Annotated in this window: 20 protein-coding genes; 16 read left to right on the forward strand and 4 right to left on the reverse strand. The window is 65.5% G+C overall.

Going from position 1 to position 20,181, the window contains the following annotated elements; genetic code table 11:
- Nucleotides 1-13: 13 nt before the first annotated feature.
- Nucleotides 14-934 (reverse strand): TauD/TfdA family dioxygenase, encoded by a 921-nt coding sequence (locus tag FQU96_RS07015; RefSeq protein WP_146540158.1) that lies wholly within the window; start codon nt 932-934, stop codon nt 14-16.
- Nucleotides 935-1,191: 257 nt separating this feature from the next.
- Here FQU96_RS07015 and FQU96_RS07020 point away from each other — a divergent pair, with 257 nt between their 5' ends.
- The 6 genes from FQU96_RS07020 to FQU96_RS07045 all read left to right on the forward strand — a co-directional run bounded on the left by FQU96_RS07020 (nt 1,192) and on the right by FQU96_RS07045 (nt 8,472).
- On the forward strand, nt 1,192-2,121 hold the full coding sequence (locus tag FQU96_RS07020) for a LysR family transcriptional regulator (RefSeq protein ID WP_146540159.1): 930 nt from the start codon (nt 1,192-1,194) through the stop codon (nt 2,119-2,121).
- Between the two features lie 129 nt (nt 2,122-2,250).
- Nucleotides 2,251-3,189, forward strand: a complete 939-nt coding sequence (locus tag FQU96_RS07025) for an aminotransferase class IV (protein ID WP_146540160.1) — start codon at nt 2,251-2,253, stop codon at nt 3,187-3,189.
- Nucleotides 3,186-4,532 (forward strand): aspartate aminotransferase family protein, encoded by a 1,347-nt coding sequence (locus FQU96_RS07030; RefSeq protein WP_146540161.1) that lies wholly within the window; start codon nt 3,186-3,188, stop codon nt 4,530-4,532. The genes FQU96_RS07025 and FQU96_RS07030 overlap by 4 nt, the downstream gene beginning before the upstream one ends.
- Nucleotides 4,533-4,567: 35 nt before the next feature.
- Entirely contained in the window at nt 4,568-5,620 is a 1,053-nt protein-coding gene (locus FQU96_RS07035; protein ID WP_255467889.1) for a putative 2-aminoethylphosphonate ABC transporter substrate-binding protein, read from the forward strand.
- A gap of 81 nt (nt 5,621-5,701) precedes the next feature.
- Nucleotides 5,702-6,772, forward strand: a complete 1,071-nt coding sequence (locus FQU96_RS07040) for a putative 2-aminoethylphosphonate ABC transporter ATP-binding protein (RefSeq protein ID WP_146540162.1) — start codon at nt 5,702-5,704, stop codon at nt 6,770-6,772.
- On the forward strand, nt 6,772-8,472 hold the full coding sequence (locus FQU96_RS07045; protein ID WP_146540163.1) for a putative 2-aminoethylphosphonate ABC transporter permease subunit: 1,701 nt from the start codon (nt 6,772-6,774) through the stop codon (nt 8,470-8,472). Before FQU96_RS07040 ends, FQU96_RS07045 begins: the two co-directional genes overlap by 1 nt.
- Here FQU96_RS07045 and FQU96_RS07050 read toward each other — a convergent pair whose 3' ends face one another.
- Nucleotides 8,473-9,438 carry a LysR family transcriptional regulator gene (locus FQU96_RS07050; RefSeq protein WP_178130356.1) on the reverse strand — a complete coding sequence of 322 codons (966 nt, stop codon included), beginning with the start codon at nt 9,436-9,438 and terminating at the stop codon, nt 8,473-8,475. It abuts the gene before it with no gap.
- Between the two features lie 190 nt (nt 9,439-9,628).
- Here FQU96_RS07050 and FQU96_RS07055 point away from each other — a divergent pair, with 190 nt between their 5' ends.
- The 4 genes from FQU96_RS07055 to FQU96_RS07070 all read left to right on the forward strand — a co-directional run bounded on the left by FQU96_RS07055 (nt 9,629) and on the right by FQU96_RS07070 (nt 14,088).
- The gene (locus FQU96_RS07055) at nt 9,629-10,798 is read left to right on the forward strand and encodes an ABC transporter substrate-binding protein (RefSeq protein WP_146540658.1); all 1,170 of its coding nucleotides are present in this window, start codon (nt 9,629-9,631) and stop codon (nt 10,796-10,798) included.
- Nucleotides 10,799-10,822: 24 nt separating this feature from the next.
- Nucleotides 10,823-11,665, forward strand: coding sequence for a fumarylacetoacetate hydrolase family protein (locus tag FQU96_RS07060; protein ID WP_146540165.1), 843 nt, complete (start codon nt 10,823-10,825; stop codon nt 11,663-11,665).
- Between the two features lie 86 nt (nt 11,666-11,751).
- On the forward strand, nt 11,752-12,312 hold the full coding sequence (locus tag FQU96_RS07065; RefSeq protein ID WP_218574636.1) for a VOC family protein: 561 nt from the start codon (nt 11,752-11,754) through the stop codon (nt 12,310-12,312).
- A 102-nt stretch (nt 12,313-12,414) separates the two neighbouring features.
- Entirely contained in the window at nt 12,415-14,088 is a 1,674-nt protein-coding gene (locus tag FQU96_RS07070) for an FAD-dependent monooxygenase (RefSeq protein ID WP_255467891.1), read from the forward strand.
- On the opposite strand, the gene FQU96_RS07075 is transcribed toward FQU96_RS07070, so the two are convergent.
- Nucleotides 14,085-15,218: an acyl-CoA dehydrogenase family protein gene (locus tag FQU96_RS07075; RefSeq protein ID WP_146540659.1), complete on the reverse strand. Its 1,134-nt coding sequence runs from the start codon at nt 15,216-15,218 to the stop codon at nt 14,085-14,087. The two genes, FQU96_RS07070 and FQU96_RS07075, sit on opposite strands and share 4 nt — an antisense overlap.
- Before the next feature lie 157 nt (nt 15,219-15,375).
- Here FQU96_RS07075 and FQU96_RS07080 point away from each other — a divergent pair, with 157 nt between their 5' ends.
- The 3 genes from FQU96_RS07080 to FQU96_RS07090 are packed head-to-tail and all read left to right on the forward strand — an operon-like array spanning nt 15,376 to nt 17,581.
- A complete protein-coding gene (locus tag FQU96_RS07080) occupies nt 15,376-16,263 on the forward strand; it encodes a S1C family serine protease (RefSeq protein WP_146540168.1) in 888 nt (295 codons plus the stop codon).
- Complete coding sequence (locus tag FQU96_RS07085; protein WP_255467893.1) at nt 16,260-16,610, forward strand: response regulator transcription factor; 351 nt, start codon at nt 16,260-16,262, stop codon at nt 16,608-16,610. Before FQU96_RS07080 ends, FQU96_RS07085 begins: the two co-directional genes overlap by 4 nt.
- An 8-nt stretch (nt 16,611-16,618) precedes the next feature.
- The gene (locus FQU96_RS07090; RefSeq protein ID WP_146540170.1) at nt 16,619-17,581 is read left to right on the forward strand and encodes a S1C family serine protease; all 963 of its coding nucleotides are present in this window, start codon (nt 16,619-16,621) and stop codon (nt 17,579-17,581) included.
- 2 nt (nt 17,582-17,583) lie between these two features.
- Here FQU96_RS07090 and FQU96_RS07095 read toward each other — a convergent pair whose 3' ends face one another.
- Nucleotides 17,584-17,766: a hypothetical protein gene (locus FQU96_RS07095; RefSeq protein ID WP_146540171.1), complete on the reverse strand. Its 183-nt coding sequence runs from the start codon at nt 17,764-17,766 to the stop codon at nt 17,584-17,586.
- A gap of 89 nt (nt 17,767-17,855) precedes the next feature.
- On the opposite strand from FQU96_RS07095, the gene FQU96_RS07100 reads away from it, so the two are divergent.
- The 3 genes from FQU96_RS07100 to FQU96_RS07110 all read left to right on the forward strand — a co-directional run bounded on the left by FQU96_RS07100 (nt 17,856) and on the right by FQU96_RS07110 (nt 20,163).
- Nucleotides 17,856-18,296 carry a VOC family protein gene (locus FQU96_RS07100; protein WP_146540172.1) on the forward strand — a complete coding sequence of 147 codons (441 nt, stop codon included), beginning with the start codon at nt 17,856-17,858 and terminating at the stop codon, nt 18,294-18,296.
- 52 nt (nt 18,297-18,348) lie between these two features.
- Nucleotides 18,349-19,431 (forward strand): alpha/beta hydrolase, encoded by a 1,083-nt coding sequence (locus tag FQU96_RS07105; RefSeq protein WP_146540173.1) that lies wholly within the window; start codon nt 18,349-18,351, stop codon nt 19,429-19,431.
- Between the two features lie 93 nt (nt 19,432-19,524).
- Nucleotides 19,525-20,163: a TetR/AcrR family transcriptional regulator gene (locus FQU96_RS07110; RefSeq protein WP_146540174.1), complete on the forward strand. Its 639-nt coding sequence runs from the start codon at nt 19,525-19,527 to the stop codon at nt 20,161-20,163.
- Nucleotides 20,164-20,181 lie beyond the last annotated feature (18 nt).

Raw genomic sequence — 20,181 nt, forward strand, 5'->3', positions numbered from 1 at the left:
GACCATCCCGCCGTCAATGCGGCACGGCCGACCCGGCGCGCTCGAACGCGGTGCGCACGAAGGCCGGATTGAGGATCTTGTCTGCCATCACCTGGCACCGCTTGATGAGGCGGTGCTCGTCGGGCCCGTAGTCGGGCCGCGCATTGTGAAGCGTGCACAAATTGTCCCACATCAGCACATCGCCTTCCGTCCACTCATGTGCATGGACGAACTTCGCTTGCAGCTGATGTCGGAACAGGAAATCGAGAATCTCGTCACTCTCCTGAGATGAGAGTTCGTTGATGCGAATCGAGTAACCGGGGTTGGCATAGAGCGTTTTACGACCGGTGACCGGATGCGTCAGAAACACGGGGTGCGACACGGGTGGCTTGCGGCGACGCTGCTCCTCGGTGAGCGGCGGACGCCGGCTGCCGGGTTGGCTGCGCATGTGCTCCCAGAACTTGTTGAAGTCGTGGGTAATGGTCTTGTCGGCAAGCCTGGTCTTCAGGTCACCAGGCAGTTCATCGTAAGCCGCACGCATGTCGGCAAATTCGGTCCTGCCCAACGCCTTGCCATCGCGACGCGGCACCTTGATGGCGTACAGCACGTTGGCGTAGGCGATCTCGCGGCTGTAGGACATGTCGGTATGCCAGTCCTGACCGGCGTCTGCGAGGCCGATCGGCTTGCCGTCCTCGACGATGTTGGACAGCACCATGACCTCGGGGTGGCCGGGTTCATAAAAGGCGTTCGCGACGTTGATCTCGAGGGTACCGAAGCGGCCCGCGAAGGCTTTGAGTTGCGCCGCCTCGATCACCTGCTGCGGAAAGCAGACGACACCCGAATTCCCCAGCGCGCTCAGGATCGCGGCGAAGTCCTGGTCGCTGACGGGTTTCGCGATGTCGATCCCCTTGATTTGCGCACCGAGGCCGCTGGGATTGCGTTCAATATCGAGCATTTCTGTCTCTTCATACCGCTTAAAGTGGTGAAGTAAACCCGATGCTGAGTACTATCGGCTCGCTTTGCAGCCGTCGAATAAAAGTTGTTGATAGTGCTTATTGTTGATTCCTTGGACGTACGCATCGCGGCGCCCGGCGATCATCCGTCACCGACAGCACAGAGCTTTTTGCTCCTCCATGCCGATTGGCGCGGCATGGCGTGGACTGCTAGTGTCTCGTCGAGAAAAACAAGGAACGACCGGGCCGGAGTGAATTGATGGATTTTCGGCAGATGCAGTATTTCGTGGCGCTCGTTGAAGAGAAGAGCATCACGAAGGCGGCACGGCGGCTCAACGTCGTACAGCCCGCCGTCAGCATTCAGATCAGGAAAATCGAAACCGACTTCGGTGTGTCCTTGTTCGAACGCCGCTCAGGCGGCGTCTATCCCAACGGCATCGCCAAGCGCCTCTATCCGCATTGTCTGGACATCCTGGAGCGCATGGCCAACGTGCGCAAACTGCTGGTCGAAGCGTCGGGGCGCTTCGTCGGCAAGGTATCGATCGGCATCCCGCCATCGGCGGCGCACGACATCGTGCCGCGTGTCCTGATCGACTACCATAAAGCGCATCCCGAGATGCAGATCCTCGCCCATGAAGGATACACGGCCAACCTTGTCGAATGGCTGGTCCGCGGCGTGCTCGATCTGGCCATCATCAGCTTCATCGAGGGCGATCGGCGCCTGAAGTTGCAACCGCTTATCGCCGAAGAGCTGGTTCTGGTCGCGTCGGGCGACACGAAGGTGCGCGGCAATGTCGTGCCCTGCGCCAACCTCGACAAGTTCAAGCTCGTGCTGCCCTCGTCGCAGAACCTGACACGGATCCTGATGGAGACTGAGCTTGAACGTGCCGGCCTCACACTGTCTTCCGCGATGGAAACCGATTCCCTGACCACGGTCTTTGCGCTGCTGCGCAACCCCGGCTGGGCGACGATCCTGCCGGCATCGGCCGTCAGCACGCCCAACGTGCGACGCGGCTTGAAGGTCATGCGTCTTGTCGAGCCCGTGTTGCGCCGGACGCTTGTCATCGCCACGCTGCCGAACAAGGTCATGTCGGACGCCGAAAACGTCTTCATCGACCGGCTCAAAGCAGCCTTTGCTGAAGCATCAGAGCAAGGGCACGCAGCCGGCCGCTCCGCCGCCAAGCCATAGCGGCGCATAATTCGCGTCATAACGAAAATTTAATGTACCATTGAGAGAGGCAGTGCGACTGTTCGCAGTATTGAGCGTACGCTGCGATGCATCCCACCGCGACACAGTCGATATCGAGGCCACCACGGCATGTCTTCAGCGCTCGAAATATTTCTGAATGGCAGTTTTGTCCCCGAGGCTGAAGCCAAGGTCTCCGTATTTGACCGCTGCTTCCTCTATGGCGATGGTGTGTTCGAAGGCATTGCCGTCTGGGATCGCGCGCCGTTCCGGTTCGACGCGCACATGGCCCGGCTCAAGCATGGGCTGGCCTATCTGCGGATCGAGAATCCCTACACCGACGATGAGTGGGCGCAGATCGTCGAGGATGCCATCGCACGCAACCGGATGGCGGACGGCTATCTGCGCATCCAGATCAGTCGCGGCGAGGGAATATCGTCGATCAAGTGGGAGCCGCGTCTGCTGAGAAAGCCGCAGCCCAACGTGACGATCCTGCCGATCCCCGGTTTCCGCGACTACTACAAGGGGCTGCTGGCCGAGAAGATCGAAGCCGGCCTGCGCGGCATCATGCTGTCGCGGCCGCGCATGGCGTCTGCGGCGGTGCCGTCCGGCATCAAGCATTGCAACTACCTGAACAGCGTGCTGGGTGCGATCGAAGTGACCTCGGCGCAGGCCGACGTGGGCATTGCAATCGACCAGCAGGGCTTCGTGACCGAGGGCATCGCTTACAACGTCTTTGCCGTGAAGGGACGCCGCCTGTCGACGGCACCGCTGAACCGCGACATCCTGCCGGGCATCACCCGCGACGTCGTGATCGAGGTTGCCCGGGCGCAGGGCTTCGAGGTCGTCGAAGAACTCTTCGATTCCTTCACGCTGTCGGCAGCCGACGAAGTGTTCATCTGCTCGACCCTGGAGCTGGCGGTTCCGGTGGTGGAAATTTCCGGGCGCAAGATCGGTGACGGCAAGCCCGGACCAGTGTCCAAACAGCTCGGCCACCTGCTGCTGGAGACGATGGAACGCGAAGCCCAGGACTGGCGCACGCGGCGGGCGGCGCGCGTGGCGGCGCAATGACGGCGGACGCTTCTTCCCCGTCCGGCATCCAGGCTGCTACCCGATCCTCTCCCATCGCGTCACGCACACGCTCCGCCGACGCGGCACAGCAGATCGCCCGCTCGCGTGCGCTGCTGCCCAACGGAGTCAGCGGCCGCAGCGCCTTGTCACCCGATCAGACCTTCATGGCTGCCCGCGGTGCGGGTGCACGCATCTACGACTCGGATGGTGCCAACCTCGTCGACTATCACGCCGGTGCGGGTGCTTTGATCCTGGGGCACTGCGCCCCCTCCGTCGTCGCGGCCGTGCAGGCACAGGTCGCGCTGGGATCGGTGTTCTTCGGATCGACGGCACCGGCGACACTGAGCCTAGCCGAACGCCTGGTCGCGGCGAGCCCGTGCGCCGAGAAGGTAGCGTTTGCCACCGCGGGCTCGGAGGCCACCGCGTATGCGTTGCGGATCGCCCGGGCCGCCACCGGCCGCAAGCTCTTCCTCAAGTTCGACGGCGCCTATCACGGCAACCAGGATCTGACGCAGGCCAAGGCGGCCTCCAATGACGGCCTCGGCATGCCGGAAACCGGCGGCGTGCCGTCCGAGACGGCGCGCCTTGCGCTGGTCGCGCCGTACAACGACATCGACGCCGTCCGCACGCTGGCCCATCGGCACGCGCAGGAACTCGCCACCATCATCGTCGAGCCGGTGCAGAAGCACATCTTTCCACGCCCCGGCTTCCTGGAAGGCCTGCGCCAGATCGCCCGCGATATCGGTGCGCTGTTGATCTTCGACGAGGTGGTGACCGGATTTCGGCTCGCCTACGGCGGAGCACAGAGCTATTTCGGAGTCACGCCCGACCTCGCCTGCTATGGCAAGATCATCGGCGGCGGCTATCCGCTCGGCGCCGTGGCCGGTCCATCGGCCCTGATCGATCTTGTCTCGGGTACCCGCCGGAACGAGCCGGGCTATGTGCTGTTCAACGGCACGCATCACGGCATGCCGGTGGCGGCCGCGGCCGGCCTGGCGACCTTGGAACAGGTCGGCAAGACCGGTTTCCACGACGCACTCAATGCCTGGACCGCCAACCTGCGGCGCGAACTTCAGAAGATCGCCGACCGCCACGCAACCGCGGTTCGAATCGACGGGGACGCATCCATGTGGGCCGTCACCACGCTGCCTCACCCGCCGACCTGCAATGCCGATCTCGCCCGCGAAGACAATGCCCTGCTGGGCGCCATCGATCGTGGCCTTGTTGCCGGTGGTTGCTACGTGCTGCCGGGCAATCGGCGGCTCGCGACGTCGGCACACGGCGACAGCGAACTCGAGAATACGCTGTGTGCGTTCGACAGTGCTTGCCGCGGATTGCGTTGATTGATCGCGCTGCCACAATAACAAAGGGGATCGACATGAGCACTGCATTATGGCGCACCATGCGAGGTGCATTGCTGGCTCTCGGGCTCACAGCGGCATCCGTGTGCGCCGGCCAGACTGACGCGCTGGCCCAGGGCAAGACCCGGTTGACGGTGTACACGGCGTTGGACACCGATCAGCTCGCCGCGTTCAAGAAGGCGGCCGAAGCCGACGTCCCCAACATCGATATCGTCTGGGTGCGCGAAGGCACCGGCGTCGTGGCGTCTCGCATCATCGCCGAGCGGAACAATCCACGTGCCGACCTGATCTGGGGACTGGCCGTCACCAGCGTGATCATGCTGGAGGAGCGTGGCCTCATCGAGCCCTATACGCCCAAGGATGCGTCGGAACTCGATCCCGCCTTCGTCGATGACAAGAAGCCGATGGCCTGGACCGGGATGGATGCCTACCTGTCCGTGATCTGCTTCAACACCATCGAAGCGGCCAAGAAGAACATCCCTGCGCCGAAGACCTGGGACGACCTGCTCAAGCCGGTCTATCAGAACGAAATCGTGATGCCGAACCCGGCCTCCTCCGGCGCCGGATACCTCGCTGTATCGGCATGGCTGCAGAAGCGCGGCAATGACGCCGGCTGGGCCTATCTCGATGCACTCCACAAGAACATCGCGGTCTACACTCACTCCGGCTCCGCCTCGTGCGTGCAGGCCGCCCGCGGCGAGCGCGTGGTCGGCATCGGTTTCGACATGCGTGCCGCTTCGGAAAAGACCAAGGGCGCACCGATCGACATCATTATCCCCACCGACGGCATCGGCTGGGAGATGGAAGCGACCGCCATCGTGAAAGGCACGAAGAACCTGGACGCCGCCAAGGCGCTGGCGGACTGGACGGTGTCGAAAAAGGCCAACGAACTCTATTCGAAGTACTTCCCGATCGTGGCCCGGTCGGATGTCAAGAACCTGCCGAAGAACTATCCGCAGGAAGCCCGCGGCGCGATGATCAAGAACGATCTCAGGTGGGCGGCAACCAACAACCAGGCAATCATTGCCGAATGGACCAAGCGCTACGACGGCAAGTCGGCGCCCAAGTAGCCCGCTGTCATTTGAGGCAACGACACCGGCTCCCTTTGATCTTCCGGGAGCCGGTGAGCATGAAGCAGCGCTGGAACGACAATGGCCGCACCCTATCTTGAAATTTCACATCTCTCGAAGGTCTTCAGCAGCTTCCGTGCGGTGAACGACTTTTCCCTCAACGTCAACAAGGGTGAGCTTGTTTCGCTGCTGGGCCCGTCGGGTTGCGGCAAGACCACCTTGCTGCGGGCCGTCGCTGGGTTGGATCGCCAGACGAGCGGCGAAATCCGGATTGCCGGCCGCGACGTGTCGAACACGCCCGCGTCGAAGCGCAACTTCGGCATTCTCTTTCAGTCCTACGCGCTGTTTCCCAATCTGTCGGCCGCCGACAACATCGCCTACGGCCTGGTGGCGCGACGTACGCCGCGCACCGCCATCGAAAAACGCGTTTCGGAGCTGCTCGATCTGGTCGACCTCCAAAGCCAGCGCAACAAGTATCCCGCCCAGCTTTCCGGCGGCCAACAGCAGCGGGTCGCGCTGGCGCGCGCGCTGGCCACATCACCGGAGCTGCTGCTTCTTGACGAACCGCTGTCGGCGCTCGACGCTCAGGTCCGCGTCTATCTGCGGGACGAGATTCGCAGCCTCCAGCGGCGGCTCGACATCACCACGGTCCTGGTAACGCACGACCAGGAGGAAGCGCTGGCGATTTCCGACACGGTCGTCCTCATGAACAAGGGCTCGATCGAGCAAATCGGCGCGCCGGACACGCTTTACGCCCAGCCCGCCAGCCGCTTTGCCGCCACGTTCATCGGCACGTCGTCGGCCCTGCCGGCAACGGCGCTGGGTTCCGGCACGGTTCGTCTGGGTGAGCACGTCCTGAAGACCAGGCCCTACGACGCACCATCAGCGTCATCCGTCACAATCTGCTTTCGGCCCGAGGACGTACGGCTCGTCGATACAGCCGATGACGGCAACACGATCCAAACCCGCGTGGCGCGGTTGAGTTTTCACGGCGCCTCCTGGCGGTGCGGCCTGGCACTGACCGGCGTACCCGACGCCGTCGTGCACGCCGACTTCACAGCAGCCACCGTCCGCGACACGGCACTGGCCGAGGGGGCCGCCGTTCGCGTCGCCGTCGACCCGGATCGCATCAGCGTCTTCGCGGGTTCGTGATGCGCAGCGCCACGTTCCTGACCAGGATCGCCGGCCCGGATATCAACGGCAGCCGGGTTGTCATCGGCACGACCGCGCGCCTGCTGCTGTTGGCGCTCGTCCTGTTCCTGGCCGCACCTATTCTGTCGGTCCTGGTCCGGAGCCTGCAGGACGACACCGGTCAGTATGTCGGTCTGGCCAACTATCTGCATTATCTACGGAACCCGTCGCTCAGCGTCTCGATCGGCAACACGATCCTGGTCGGTCTGCTCACGACAGTCATCTGCGTGCCGCTGAGCTTCGCTTTTGCCTATTGTCTCACGCATACCTGCATGCCGAGCAAGCGCCTGTTCGCCGCCGTGACCATGCTGCCGCTGCTGGCACCGTCACTGCTGCCCGCCATGTCCTTCGTCTACATGTTCGGACGCCAGGGCATTCTGCGCGACTGGTTTCCGTTCGAAACGGTCTATGGCCCGCAAGGCATCTGCCTCACTCAGATCTTCTATTGCTTCCCCTCGGCCGTGATGATCCTGACGGTCGCGCTGGGCATGAATGACGGCCGCCTGTACGAGGCTTCGCAGGCTTTAGGCGCCTCGCCCTTGCGCACGTTCTGGCGTGTCACGTTGCCGGCAAGCCGCTTTGGTCTCGTCAATGCCTGCTTCGTCGTATTCACCCTGGTCACAACGGATTTCGGCGCGCCCAAGATCATCGGCGGTAACTTCAGCGTTCTGTCGACCGACATCTACAAGCAGGTTGTCGGCCAGCAGAATTTCGAGATGGGCGCCGTGATCGGCGTGCTGCTGTTGCTGCCGACGATTCTCGCTTTTGCCGTCACACGCTGGCTGGAAAAGCGGCATCGGTCCGTCTTCTCCAGTCGCTCGACCATCCACCGGCCGGCACGCTCCGCCCTCGATCCGATCGCCTTCGTCTTCTGCCTGGTGATATCGGCGCTGATCTGCCTGGTGATCGGTATCGCCGGGTGGGCGTCATTCGTGAAGTTCTGGCCCTATGACCTGTCGCTGTCGCTCAATGGCTACATGTTCCAGGATGTCGACCTCAATGGCTGGAGCTCGTATGTCAACTCGCTGGAACTGTCGTTGCTTGTGACGGTCGTCGGCACGGTCGTGATCTTCATCGGCGCTTACATCGTCGAGAAGCACGAACACGCATGGCTGACGCGGTTTGCTCTGCAATTCCTGGCGATGCTGCCGATCGCGACCCCTGGCCTGATCCTGGGCCTGGGTTACATCATCTTCTTCAACGATCCAGCCAACCCGCTGTCGGCGCTGTTCGGCGGCATCACGATCATGGCCGTGAACACCATCGTTCACTTCTATACGGTGCCTCACATCACCGCCGTCACGGCACTCAAGAAGATCGATCGCGAATTCGACCTGGTCTCCGATTCGCTGCGAGCGTCCCGCCTGATGGCGTTCCGCCGGGTCACGGTACCGTTGAGCGGCTCGACCATCGCCGATATCGCAAGCTTCCTGTTCGTCAACACCATGACGACCGTGGCCGCCCTGATCTTCCTCTACACCAGTGACACCAAGACGGCGGCGATCGCGGCGATCAACATGGACGATTCCGGCATGCCGGCGTCTGCCATCGCCATGGGCATGATGATCTTCTACACGTCGGCCATTGCCCGCCTCCTTCATCTGGGCGTCGTTCGCCTCCTCGATCGGCGCATTCAGCGCTGGCGCGACCCGTCGTCCTGATCATCGACGGCGCTTTGCTGTCACCGGGCGGCGCTTCGAGCGCTGCGGCGTGGCCACCTCCGCATCGCGTGTCATCTGCATGCCGGCTTCCTGGAAGCGACGCCGGAACGCCTGACGCAGGCAACTGGACGCGTCGGTGTGCGGCAGAAGGCGCAGCAATCCCACAGCGCTGATCTCCTGTTGCCAGCGATACGGCACCTTGGCGATCAGGCCGGTGCGCAGCTCGTTGTAGACATGATGAACCTGGAAGGCCGACAGGTGATCGGAGTGCATGACGAGCGATCGCCGCAGGGCAACGTCGTCGGCCTCAAGCGCGATCTGCGGCGGCCCCGCTCCCTGGCCCGCGAACAATTCCTCGATTCGCGTGCGAACCAGGGTTCCGGATCCGCCCAGCACCCATTTCTGCTGGCACAGCTGGTCGATCTCGACATGACGTGACCGGGTCAGCGGATGGCCGGTGCGGCCGTAGATCGCCATGGCATCGTAGTAGAGCAGTTCGCAATTGAACGCGTGCTGTTCCGCTTCGCCCAGGGGCAGCATCGCCATTTCCACCGCACCTTTGCGCAGCAGTTCCAGTACCTCCGCCGGCTGCCCGATGGCGATGTGAACGCGCGCGGCGGGAAGCTCAGCCATCAGATCGAGGATCGCCAGCGAACAGGCCGCGAGCGGCACCACGGGCGCCGCGGCAAAGTGGAAATGGATGTTCGGCTCGCGCTGCGTGGCGGATACGCTGCGCTGCAGGCGCACGGCATGGGCCCGGATGGCGCGGGCGTGTTCCATGACCTGCATACCCAGCTCCGTCAGGCGCACGCCGCGGGCGCCGCGCTCGAACACCCGCCCGCCCAGCGTGCGCTCCAGCAGGGCAACGGCCCGGGTCAGGGACGGCTGCGAGATGTTGAGCGCCTTGGCGGCCTTGTTCATGCTGCCGGCCTCGGCGATGGACAGCGCCGTGAGAACGTCCGCCACCAGCCTCTCGTTATTCATATCCGTATAACCCTCGGAAATTCATTCGATTGGATTCTATAACCGCGCGGTGACATCGTCGAGCAGTCAGGCACACAGCCGTCAAGGGAACAGACCGGGGGAGGAAGCGTTGGGACGCTGGATCGAGACACTGCGCGGTTCGCGCAAGGGCGCCATCGGAACAGTCATCGCGATGACTGTCCTGACATGCGGCATTGCCGGCGCCCGGGCCCAGGATGAAATCCTGATCGGCCAGACCATTCCCTACAGCGGTCCGGTGTCTGCCCTGTCGGTCATCGGCAACACGCACCAGGCCTTCTTTACACGGCTGAACGAACAAGGCGGCATCAATGGTCGCAAGGTGAAGCTGCTGTCGGTCGACGACGGCTACAGCCCGCCCAAGACCGTCGAGATGACGCGCCGGCTGGTCGAACAGGACAAGGTGTTCCTGATGTTCGCCAGCGTCGGCACGCCGACCAACGTCGCCGTCCACAAGTACCTCAACAGCCGCAAGGTGCCGCAGCTCTTCGTGACGACCGGCGCCACCCGTTGGGCCGACCCGGCGAACTACCCGTGGACCATGGGCTGGCAGCAGTCCTACACCGGCGAAGCACGGGTGTTTGCAAAGTACATCCTCGGCAACATCAAGGATCCGAAGATCGCGATCCTGTCGCAGAACGACGAGTCGGGCAAAGACATGCTCGCTGGCTTCATCGAGGGGCTTGGCGAAGGCGCATCCAAGATGATCGTGCGATCCGTCACCTACGAGGCCACCGACCCCACCGTCGATTCGCAGATCATCGACCTGAAGGCTTCCGGCGCCAACGTCTTCATGAACTTCGCCACGCCGAAGTTCGCGGCCCAGGCGATCCGGCGCGCCCGCGATCTCGGCTGGCGCCCCACGCAGTTCGTCAGCAGCGTGTCGGCCACCATCGCGTCCGTTCTGAAGCCGGCCGGCGCCGATGCCGACAGCAACATCATCGTCACCCAGTACGTAAAGGACACGACCGACGCGACATGGAAGGACGACCCGGCCATGAAGGAATACCTTGCCTTCATGAGCAAGTACTACCCGCAGGGCAATGCCGCCGATCAGTTCGGTGTTCTCGCCTACAGCATCGCCCAGACCCTGGTTCAGGTGTTGGTCCAATGCGGCAACGACGTCACGCGCGAGCGCATCATGCGCGAAGCCGCCAACCTGCGCCAACTCAAGCTGCCGCTGTTGCTGCCGGGGATCGAGATCAACACCAGCCCGACCAACTTCCAGCCCATCCAGCAGGCGCGGCTGGCGCGCTTTGATGGTACAACCTATGTACTGTTCGGCGACGTGATCGACGTCGACCAGCCGGCACGCGCCAAGTAAGGGATCGATCTGAGGAACGTGCAGATGCGCCTCGTTTCTTTCCGCGACGCCAAGGGCGACAGCTTCGGTATCGTCGACGGTGAATCGATCACCGATCTGGGGCGACGCCTGAGCCTTCCGAGCCTCAGGGCGGCGCTGGCCGGCAACGCGCTGCCGCCGCAACGCGGCACGCAGGCCGACTACCGGCTCGCCGACGTGGAATTGCTGCCGCCGGTGCCCGACGCCGGCAAGATCATCTGTGTCGGCCTGAACTACAAATCGCACGTCGCCGAGGCCGGCCGCAGCGTTCCGCAGCAACCCAGCGTGTTCCTGCGCGCCAACAGTACCGTCGTCGGCCACGGCAGTGCGATGATCAGGCCCACGGCCTCCGATCACTACGACTACGAGGGCGAGTTGGCGCTCGTCATCGGCCGCCACGCTCGGCATGTTCCCGAAGACAAGGCCCTGGACTGCATCTTCGGCTACACCTGCTTCAATGATGGATCGCTGCGCGACTTCCAGAAGCACTCGATCACCGCCGGCAAGAATTTCCAGTCCAGCGGCGCCTGCGGGCCGTGGCTGGTGACGACGGCCGACGTACCCAAACCGACCGGCCTGACCCTGACCACCCGTCTCAACGGCCAGCAGGTCCAGCACGCCGACACCTCCGACATGATCTACTCGGTACCGGCGATCATCGCCTACGTATCGACGTTCATTGCACTGGAGCCTGGCGACATCATCGCCACCGGCACGCCCGAGGGTGTGGCGCTGGGGCGCACACCGCCGCTGTGGATGAAGCCCGGCGATCGCATCGAGGTGGAGATCAGCGGCATCGGCACCCTGGCCAATCCTGTCGTGGCCGAAGCGCCGGACAACACCCTGTAGTCGAACCGCGTACTGCGTGCAGGCGCTCATCAGAGCGATCATGGGAGGAAGACATGGTCCTTGAAGATACCGCGGTAAGAGAAACCGTGGCGGAGCGGCGCAAAGTGGCGCCGACCAAGCTTGCCCACATCGTGTTCCGAACCGCCGCCAAGCAACCGATGCTCGACTGGTACCGCGAGGTACTGGATGGCGAGATCGTGTTCGACAACGCGTTCATCGGGTTCATCACCTACGACGATGAACACCACCGCGTGGCCGTCATCCAGATGCCGGACATCGCGACGCCGGAACGCGTCGGTCCCGGTCTGCACCATATCGCGTTCACTTACGCCAACCTGGACGATCTGCTGCACACCTACGAGCGGCTCCGGGAGTCGGGCATCAAGCCCGCCTGGTGCATCAACCACGGCCCGACGACGTCGATGTATTACAGCGATCCCGACGACAACAAGGTCGAGCTGCAGATCGACAACTTCCCCTCCATGGCCGAGGCCACGGCGTGGCTCCATTCGCCTGCATTCGCCGAGAACCCTATCGGGGTCGACTTCGATCCCGAGAAGCTCCTCGCTGACTACCGGCGCGGCGTGCCGGAGGCCGAGCTCAAGAAACGTCCCAACATCGGCCCTCGCGGCCTGCCCCCGCGCTGAGCGCGGTCCGACAGCGATCGCGTCCTCAGTCGTGCCGGCGACGACAAGTGTCGCCGCCGGTCGGTAGTCCTTGTGCCCATGCCATTGCAGTCAGGCTCGTATATGTCCCCTTCTCTCGCTTCGCCTTCTCGAGCCGGTAGCGCGCACGATCGACCGATCCTGATCGTCGGCGCCGGCCCGGTCGGCCTGATGATGGCCATCTTGCTGGCCCGGCTTGGCCTGCGCTCGGTGGTCGTGGAGCGGCGCCTGCCGCGCCAGAGCAGCGCGCCGAAGGCGCATGTCATCAATCCGCGCAGCCTCGAGATCTGCCGTGCCGCCGGTCTCGACGTCGAAGAGATGTACGCGCGCGGCACACCGCGCGGCGAAGGACAGCACGTCCGGTTCGTGGAAACACTGGTCGGTTACGAGTTCGGCGTCCTGCCGCTTGATGTATACGACGCGGCATCCCTCGACCTGACCCCGACTCCTCTGCTCAATCTGGCACAGCCGCAGTTCGAGGCGATCCTGGAGCAAGCGGCAGCCCGAATGCCCGAGATCGAGATCCGGCGCGGACACACATGGTCGGCCTGCGACATGATGGAGGGCGCCGTCGAGTCGACGATCCAGACCGAGCAATCCACCTATCGTTTCACGAGTGCGTACCTGATCGCGGCGGATGGCGCCGGCAGCGCCGTGCGCGATCGGCTGGGCTTCGAGATGGACGGTGATCCCGCCGTGCGGGCGCGCGTTACGATCCACTTCGAGGCGGATCTCCGCCCCATCGTCCGCAATCGCCCCGGTATCCTCTACTGGATTTTCGATCAGGCGGCGGCGGGGACGTTCATCGCCTACGACGCCGCCTCGACATGGGTCTATTCGCCGCGCGCCATCCCGGCGACCTTCGAGCGGGAGGCCTATTCCGACGATCACTGCCAGGCGTTGATCAAGCGCGCCATTGGTACTGACGACGTCGACTTGGCCATCCGGCACGTCGTGCCCTGGATGATGGCGGCTCAGGTGGCCAAGACCTATCGCAAGGGCAACTGCTTTCTGATCGGCGATGCCGCCCATCGCTTTCCGCCCACGGGCGGGCTCGGCCTGAACACCGGCCTGCAGGACGCGCACAACCTGGCCTGGAAGATCGCCGCCGTGGAACGTGGCCTGTCCACCGATGCGCTGCTGGACACCTATGAAGCGGAGCGCCAGCCGATCGCCCGCATCAACACGGCGCAGAGCCTGAACAACTCAACCCGATTGCCGCATCTCTTCAAGATGGCGCAATCCGCACTGGAGAAGGGCGACATCCCGGCAACGACGGCCGACGCGATCCGCGCCGAGATCGATACGCATCGCGACCACTTCCTGAGCACCGGCCTGCAGCTCGGCTTTTCCTACGGACCACCCGTACAGGGGCCGGCGGATCCCTCCCGCTACGAGCCCTCCGTGCAGCCCGGCGCGCGCCTGCCGCATGCCTGGCTGCGCCATCAGGGCAAACGCCTGTCCACGCTGGACCTGCTGGACCTCACGCGCTTCACCTTGCTGACCGGCGCCAACAGCTCGACATGGCGTGCGTTTGCAGCGCAAGCCAAGAACACGCAACTCGTCGTCCTGGACGCGGACTGTCAGTTCGAGTCGCCGTGGCCGGCGGCATCCGTTCTGCACGGCACCGGCGCGATCCTCGTCCGGCCGGATGGCCATATCGGTATTGCCGTTCTCGACGACAGCGGCGAATCGCAGCAGCATGCCCGCAGCGTCCTTGAACGCTTCATGCCGGATCAGCGCCTGACCGCGGCCTAAAGGGTGCGTGCGATCAGCAGCTTCATGATCTCGTTGGTGCCGGCGTAGATCTTCTGCACCCGCGCGTCGGCATACAGCCGGGCGATGGGATACTCGGTCATGTAGCCGTAGCCCCCGAAGAGCTGCAGGCACTCGTCGATGACGCGGCACTGCGTTTCGGTGGTCCACCATTTGGCCATGGCCGCCGTCGTCGGATCGAGCGACCCGGCCAGCAAGCGCACCATCAGGTCGTCGACGAAAGTGCGTGCGATCACCGCATGCGTCTTGGCTTCCGCAAGCTTGAACTGCGTGTTCTGGAAGGTCAGCAGCGGGGCGCCGAACGCCTTGCGCTCCTTGACGTAGGCCGCCGTCAGCTCGACCGCCATTTCCATGGCGACCACCGCGCCGGAGGCGCAGATCAGTCGTTCCCAGGCGAGCTGCACCATCAACTGCACGAAGCCCTGTCCCTCGACATCGCCCAGCAGGTTCGCGCGCGGCACACGCACGTCGTCGAAAAACAGTTCCGACGTGTCCTGGGCGTGCATGCCGATCTTTTCGAGATTGCGGCCGCGGCGAAAGCCCGGCGCGTTTGCCGTTTCGACCACCAGCAGCGATACGCCCTTGGCGCCGCCCGTCGAATCGGTCTTGGCCACCACGACGATCAGGTCGGCGTTCTGGCCGTTGGTGATGAAGGTCTTCTGACCATTGAGGATGTAGGCATCCCCGTCGCGGCGCGCCGTGGTCCTCACCGACTTGAGGTCGGACCCCGTGTTGGGCTCCGTCATGGCGATGGCACCGACGAGGTCGCCCGTGGCCATGCCGGGCAGCCAGCGTTGTTTCTGCGCCTCGGTGCCATAGGCCAGGAGGTAGTGGGCCACGATGTTGGAGTGGACGCCGGCGCCGGCTCCGAAACCGCCGCCCAGCCCGGCCCGCCCGATCTCTTCGCTGATCACCAGGTCATGCGCGCGGGTCCCACCGCCCCCGCCGTAGGCCTCCGGAATGCTGGCGCACAAGAGCCCCGCGGCACCCGCCGCGCGCCAGGCGTCGCGATCGACGACGCCGGCTTTGTCCCACCGCTCGCGATGCGGCACGAACTGCCGCTCGAGAAAGCGCTTAGCTTGCTCCCGCAGGATGCTGAGTTCCTCCGTCATCCACGGCGATACGCGTGCGTCCACCGTTCCCTCCATTATTACCTACTAGTCGGTAAAATTATGGAGATGAACCGGCGAGTCAAGCCCTGCCCACTCGGGCAGTAGCTAGAACGCCGGCCCGTTCCCACATGGGGGCTCCATCCCATCGGAGACCGCCATGGCCGACGCCCTTTCCCCCAATCCCATCGAGGGCTTTTCCGCCGCGCTGGCTGGCATGGTGGCGACGGTCGCCTCTGGCATCGTTGCCGTCCGCGCCAAAGGCTCGGTGTCGAGCGGCTTTGTGTGGCAGCCGGGCTTTGTCGTGACCGCCGACGATGCACTGGCGGACGAAGGCCCGTTCGCCGTCACGCCCGCGGGCGGCGAGTCCATCCAGGCCCAGCTCGTCGGGCGGGATCCCACCACCGACATCGCCCTGCTGCGCGTCGATGGTGCTGCCGCCCCGCAATCCGTCGCGCTCACCGACGCCACCGTTCCACCGGGCGCTGTGGTACTCGCTGTCGGTGCTGACAACGGCGCGCCGACGGTCGCGCTGGGCGTGGTGTCGCGCGCCGGCGGCCCCTGGCGCTCGCTGCGCGGCGGCGAGATCGACGCCCGCATCGAGCTTGACCTTAGGATGCGGCGCAGCGCCGAGGGTGGCGTGGCGCTGGGTGCGTCCGGCCAGGCGATCGGCATGACCGTGTTCGGACCGCACCGGCGCGTCCTGGTCATCCCAGCCGCCACGATCGAGCGCGTCGCATCGACTCTGCAGCGCCATGGGCGCATCGCGCGCGGCTATCTTGGCCTCGGGCTGCAGCCGGTGGCGCTCGACGGTGGCGGCAGCGGCGCCATGGTGATCAGCGTCGATCCGCAGGGGCCGGGTGCGCGGGCCGGCCTGCACCAGGGCGACATCGTCGTGGCCTGGAACGGCGAGGTGGTCCGGCACCTGCAGACGCTCCTGCGGGCACTCGGTCCCGGCAGCGTCGGCCAGACCGTCACGCTGGGCACCCGGCGCGCCGGCGAGGCACGGCAGGTATCGCTGACCATCGCCGAAAGACCTACGACTTGATCCGGCTGGCGCTCGACATCGCCGATCCGGCGCTGGCCGACCGGCTGGCGGCGGCTCTCGCGGACGTGCCGGGCGTGCAGCTGGTCGGCCCCGGTGTCGCCGCCGATGCGTCGATCGTGGCCGCGGCGGCGGCACCATCCGAGGTCGACGTGCCCCTGACGCCGCGCGAGCTCGAGGTGTTGGCGCTGCTCGCCGAGGGTGCGTCGAACAAGACCATCGCCCGCCGGCTGGGCATCTCGGTGCACACCGCGAAGTTTCACGTCGGCTCCCTGCTCGACAAGCTCGATGCCGTCGGCCGCACCGATGCGGTCGCGCACGCCGCCCGCCGCGGCGTCATTCATCTCTGAGGTTCCTCATGTTCGATGCTGCCGCCGCACCACAGGACGGCTCGGTGCTGGATGCCTATTCGCGCGCCGTCACCCAGGTGGTCGACAGGGTCGGCCCGGCCGTCGTGCGCGTCCAGAGCCTGGCCCACGGCCGCCCGCGCGGCATCGGATCGGGCGTAGTGATCGCCGGCGACGGCCTGGTGCTGACCAACAGCCACGTCGTGGCCGGCGCCCCGCGCGTGCGCCTGGCGTTCGCCGAGGACGGCGAGGCCGAAGCACAGGTGCTGGGCGACGATCCCGACACCGACCTCGCCCTGCTGCGCACGGCGCTGCCCGACGGCACGCCGGCTGCTGTGCTGGGCGACTCCAAGCGCCTGCGGCGCGGCCAACTGGTCGTTGCGATCGGCAATCCGCTGGGCTTCGAATCGACGGTGACCGCGGGCGTCGTGTCGGCGCTGGGTCGGTCGCTGCGGGCGCGCAGCGGCCGGCTGATCGACGACATCATCCAGACCGACGCCGCGCTCAACCCCGGCAACTCGGGCGGCCCGCTGGTGGCGGCCAGCGGCGAGGTGGTCGGCATCAACACCGCGATGATCAACGGCGCGCAAGGCATCTGCTTCGCCGTCGCCAGCAACACGGCGGTGTTTGTCGTCAGCGAATTCATCAGCCACGGGCGCGTGCGGCGCGCCCACATCGGCATCGCGGCCCAGACGGTGCCCTTGCCGCGCCGCCTGGCGCTGGCCCTGGGATTGGCCCCCCGCGCCGTACGGGTCGGCGAGGTCGAGCCGGGCGGCCCGGCGGCGCGCGCCGGGCTGCAGGAAGGCGACATGCTGTTGTCGCTCGACGGACTGCCCGTCACCGGCACCGACGACCTGATCAAGCTGCTGGGCGCCGAGCGCATCGGCCGCGAGACGACGGTGAGCTTCCTGCGCGACAACCAGATCCAGCGCCGTTCACTGCATCCGATCGAGCGCGGCCGGCCGTCGACCTAACGTCAGTTGCCGCCCATCAGGGCCTCGCCGACCAGCGCCACCAGGACGATCGCGGCGGCCACGGCAACGCCGCCGATCGGCACGCGCCAGCGATCGTGCCGGTGGCCGAAGCGGGCCCACCACCAGATGGCCCCGGCGACCAGGGTGGCGTTGGCGATCAGGGCAACGAGCGTGAAATCATTCATGGCTGCATACCAGGGCGCGATTCCAGGCACTTTGACAGGGACCTGCACGCTCCTTAGGCTAATCCCGAAAGCCTGTACAGGAGGGCCCTATGCCCGCGACCTTGCTCGAGCATTACAACGTGTTTTGCAAGGACCTGAAGAAGACGGTCGATTTCTACGAAAAATACGTCGGCCTGCGCGACGGCGACCGGCCGCCGTTCCCGTTCCCCGGCGCCTGGATGTACGCCGGCGAGCAGGCGGTGCTGCACCTCGTCTCGGAGAGCGGCCGCAGCGACCACGGCAGCGGCGCCATCGATCACATTGCGCTGCGCTGCACCGATATCCGCGCCACGCTGGACCTGCTGAAGAAGGACGGCGTCGACTACATGCTGCGCAAGGTGCCGGCACGTCCGCTGCAGCAAGTCTTCGTCCACGATCCGGACGGCATCCAGATCGAGATGAACTTCTGGGACGAGGAATTGGTCGAGGGCGTGACGGAGCATCGCGACAGCACGGCGCCCACGTTCCGTCCTGAAAAAGTGCCGGCCTGAGTCGCCTGCATCCATCCTCCCCGTCGCGGCGCGGGGATGCTAGAGTCGGGCCATGCTCGACTCGCCGGCCCTCGCCGCCTTGTTCCGTACCCGCGCCGCGCTGCTGGCGCTGCGCGTGCCTTTGTCGTGGGTGAACGTCGCCACCGGTGCGCCCATCACGATCGACGGCCAGACGCTGGATGCCCGCACCCAATGGCTGCTGACGGTGTTCGAGAAGAGCCAGCGGCCCGAGATCCACAGCCTGTCGCTGCCCGCCGCGCGCACCCAGTTCGATACCTACATGCAGGCACTCTCGGCCTCGCTGCTGCCGCTGGGCATGGGCGACCCGCCGATCGGCGAGATCGTCGACCGCTCGATCCCCGGCCCGGCGGGCATGCTGCCGATCCGGATCTATCGTCCGGCCGGTGCGGCCACCGGCCAGCTGCCGGCGATGCTGTTCCTGCACGGCGGCAGCTGGTCGCTGGGCAGCCTGGATGCCTACGACCTGCCCTGCCGCTTCCTCGCCACCAGCGCCGGCTGCCTGGTGATGGCGGTCGACTACCGCCTGGCGCCCGAGCACAAGTTCCCGGCCGCGGTCGAGGACAGCCTGGCGGCGTGGCGCTGGCTTGCCGACAACGCCGAGGCGATCGGCGCCCACGCGGGGCGACTGGTGGTCGCCGGCGACGCCGCCGGCGGCAACCTCGCGGCCGTGGTGGCGCAGCAGACGCGCCACGATGCGGTGCGGCCGGCGCTGCAGCTGCTGATCTACCCGATCCTCGACCTCGGCATGACCGCGCGCTCCTACGATCTTTTCGGCGAGCGCTTCCTGACGACGCGGCGCAGCATGGAGTGGAGCCGCGATCTTTATCTCGACGATCCGGCGCAGGTCGACGACCCGCGCGTCTCGCCCCTGCGCGCGACGGATCTGTCGGACCTGCCGCCGGCGCTGATCTTCACGGCCGGCTTCGACATGGTGCGCGACGACGGCACGGCCTACGCCGAGAAGCTGCGGGCTGCGGGCGTGCGGGTCGTCTACCGCAACTTCGACAGCCTGATCCATGGCTTCATCGGCATGCGCGGTGTCCTGCAGGCCGCTGCGCGGGCCCTGGACGACATCGCCGCCGGCGTACGCCACGAACTGACGCAGTTGGGCTGACGTGCGGCAAAGCCTGAGCGTGGCTGTCACATTTTCTTGCCCCGGCGGCGCTATGCAGCCTAAACCTTTCCTATCAAGACCCTGGCATCCGGCATGAGCACATCCGACACCCTGGACCGCCCTGAAACGCCTTCCGCCGCCGACTCGCGGCGCGAACGCAAAAAACAGGAGAACCGCACCCAGCTGCTGGCGGCGGCGCGGGCCGTGTTCGCCGAGATGGGCTTCGGCGCCGCCAGCGTGCGCGACATCGTGCGCCGCACCGACCTGGCGACCGGCACGTTCTACAACTACTTCGAAGACAAGGACGCGATCTTCGCCGCCGTGGTCGGCGAGTTGACCGACGAGCTGGTGCGCCGCCACAGCGCCGGCCGCGCCAAGGCCAGCACCGCCGAAGCGTTCCTGCGCGAGCACTTCACGGTCTATTTCCGTTTCATCGTCGACGATCCCGAGCTGCTGGCGCTGGCCCGCAAGAACGTCACCGCGATCCGCACCCTGCTCGACAAGCCCGACGTGCGCACCCTGGCGCGCTGCCTGTACGACCATCTGAAGGACGCCATGGCCCGCGGCACGCTGCCGACGATGGACGCGGCGCTGTTTGCAGCAGCCCTGTCAGGAATCGCCTTCGAGGTGTCGGTACTGATGATCGCCCGCGACCCGGTCGACGCCGAGGGTGCCGCCGACTTCGCCACCCGCCTGATGCTGGGCGGCCTGCAGGGCATGGGGCCGAAGTAGCCGCTCTCCGCCCGCGTC

This window comes from Reyranella sp. CPCC 100927 (assembly GCF_007859315.1).
Classification (GTDB): domain Bacteria; phylum Pseudomonadota; class Alphaproteobacteria; order Reyranellales; family Reyranellaceae; genus Vineibacter.

Excerpts from the sequence above, each read along its gene's own strand:
- FQU96_RS07100 (WP_146540172.1), top strand. The coding sequence starts at position 17,856 with ATGCCCGCGACCTTGCTCGAGCATTACAACGTGTTTTGCAAGGACCTG.
- FQU96_RS07080 (WP_146540168.1), top strand. The coding sequence starts at position 15,376 with ATGGCCGACGCCCTTTCCCCCAATCCCATCGAGGGCTTTTCCGCCGCG.
- FQU96_RS07110 (WP_146540174.1), top strand. The coding sequence starts at position 19,525 with ATGAGCACATCCGACACCCTGGACCGCCCTGAAACGCCTTCCGCCGCC.
- FQU96_RS07020 (WP_146540159.1), top strand. The coding sequence starts at position 1,192 with ATGGATTTTCGGCAGATGCAGTATTTCGTGGCGCTCGTTGAAGAGAAG.
- FQU96_RS07075 (WP_146540659.1), bottom strand. The coding sequence starts at position 15,218 with ATGACGGAGGAACTCAGCATCCTGCGGGAGCAAGCTAAGCGCTTTCTC.
- FQU96_RS07040 (WP_146540162.1), top strand. The coding sequence starts at position 5,702 with ATGGCCGCACCCTATCTTGAAATTTCACATCTCTCGAAGGTCTTCAGC.
- FQU96_RS07025 (WP_146540160.1), top strand. The coding sequence starts at position 2,251 with ATGTCTTCAGCGCTCGAAATATTTCTGAATGGCAGTTTTGTCCCCGAG.
- FQU96_RS07055 (WP_146540658.1), top strand. The coding sequence starts at position 9,629 with ATGACTGTCCTGACATGCGGCATTGCCGGCGCCCGGGCCCAGGATGAA.
- FQU96_RS07095 (WP_146540171.1), bottom strand. The coding sequence starts at position 17,766 with ATGAATGATTTCACGCTCGTTGCCCTGATCGCCAACGCCACCCTGGTC.
- FQU96_RS07060 (WP_146540165.1), top strand. The coding sequence starts at position 10,823 with ATGCGCCTCGTTTCTTTCCGCGACGCCAAGGGCGACAGCTTCGGTATC.
- FQU96_RS07035 (WP_255467889.1), top strand. The coding sequence starts at position 4,568 with ATGAGCACTGCATTATGGCGCACCATGCGAGGTGCATTGCTGGCTCTC.
- FQU96_RS07030 (WP_146540161.1), top strand. The coding sequence starts at position 3,186 with ATGACGGCGGACGCTTCTTCCCCGTCCGGCATCCAGGCTGCTACCCGA.
- FQU96_RS07105 (WP_146540173.1), top strand. The coding sequence starts at position 18,349 with ATGCTCGACTCGCCGGCCCTCGCCGCCTTGTTCCGTACCCGCGCCGCG.
- FQU96_RS07045 (WP_146540163.1), top strand. The coding sequence starts at position 6,772 with ATGCGCAGCGCCACGTTCCTGACCAGGATCGCCGGCCCGGATATCAAC.
- FQU96_RS07070 (WP_255467891.1), top strand. The coding sequence starts at position 12,415 with ATGTCCCCTTCTCTCGCTTCGCCTTCTCGAGCCGGTAGCGCGCACGAT.
- FQU96_RS07090 (WP_146540170.1), top strand. The coding sequence starts at position 16,619 with ATGTTCGATGCTGCCGCCGCACCACAGGACGGCTCGGTGCTGGATGCC.
- FQU96_RS07015 (WP_146540158.1), bottom strand. The coding sequence starts at position 934 with ATGCTCGATATTGAACGCAATCCCAGCGGCCTCGGTGCGCAAATCAAG.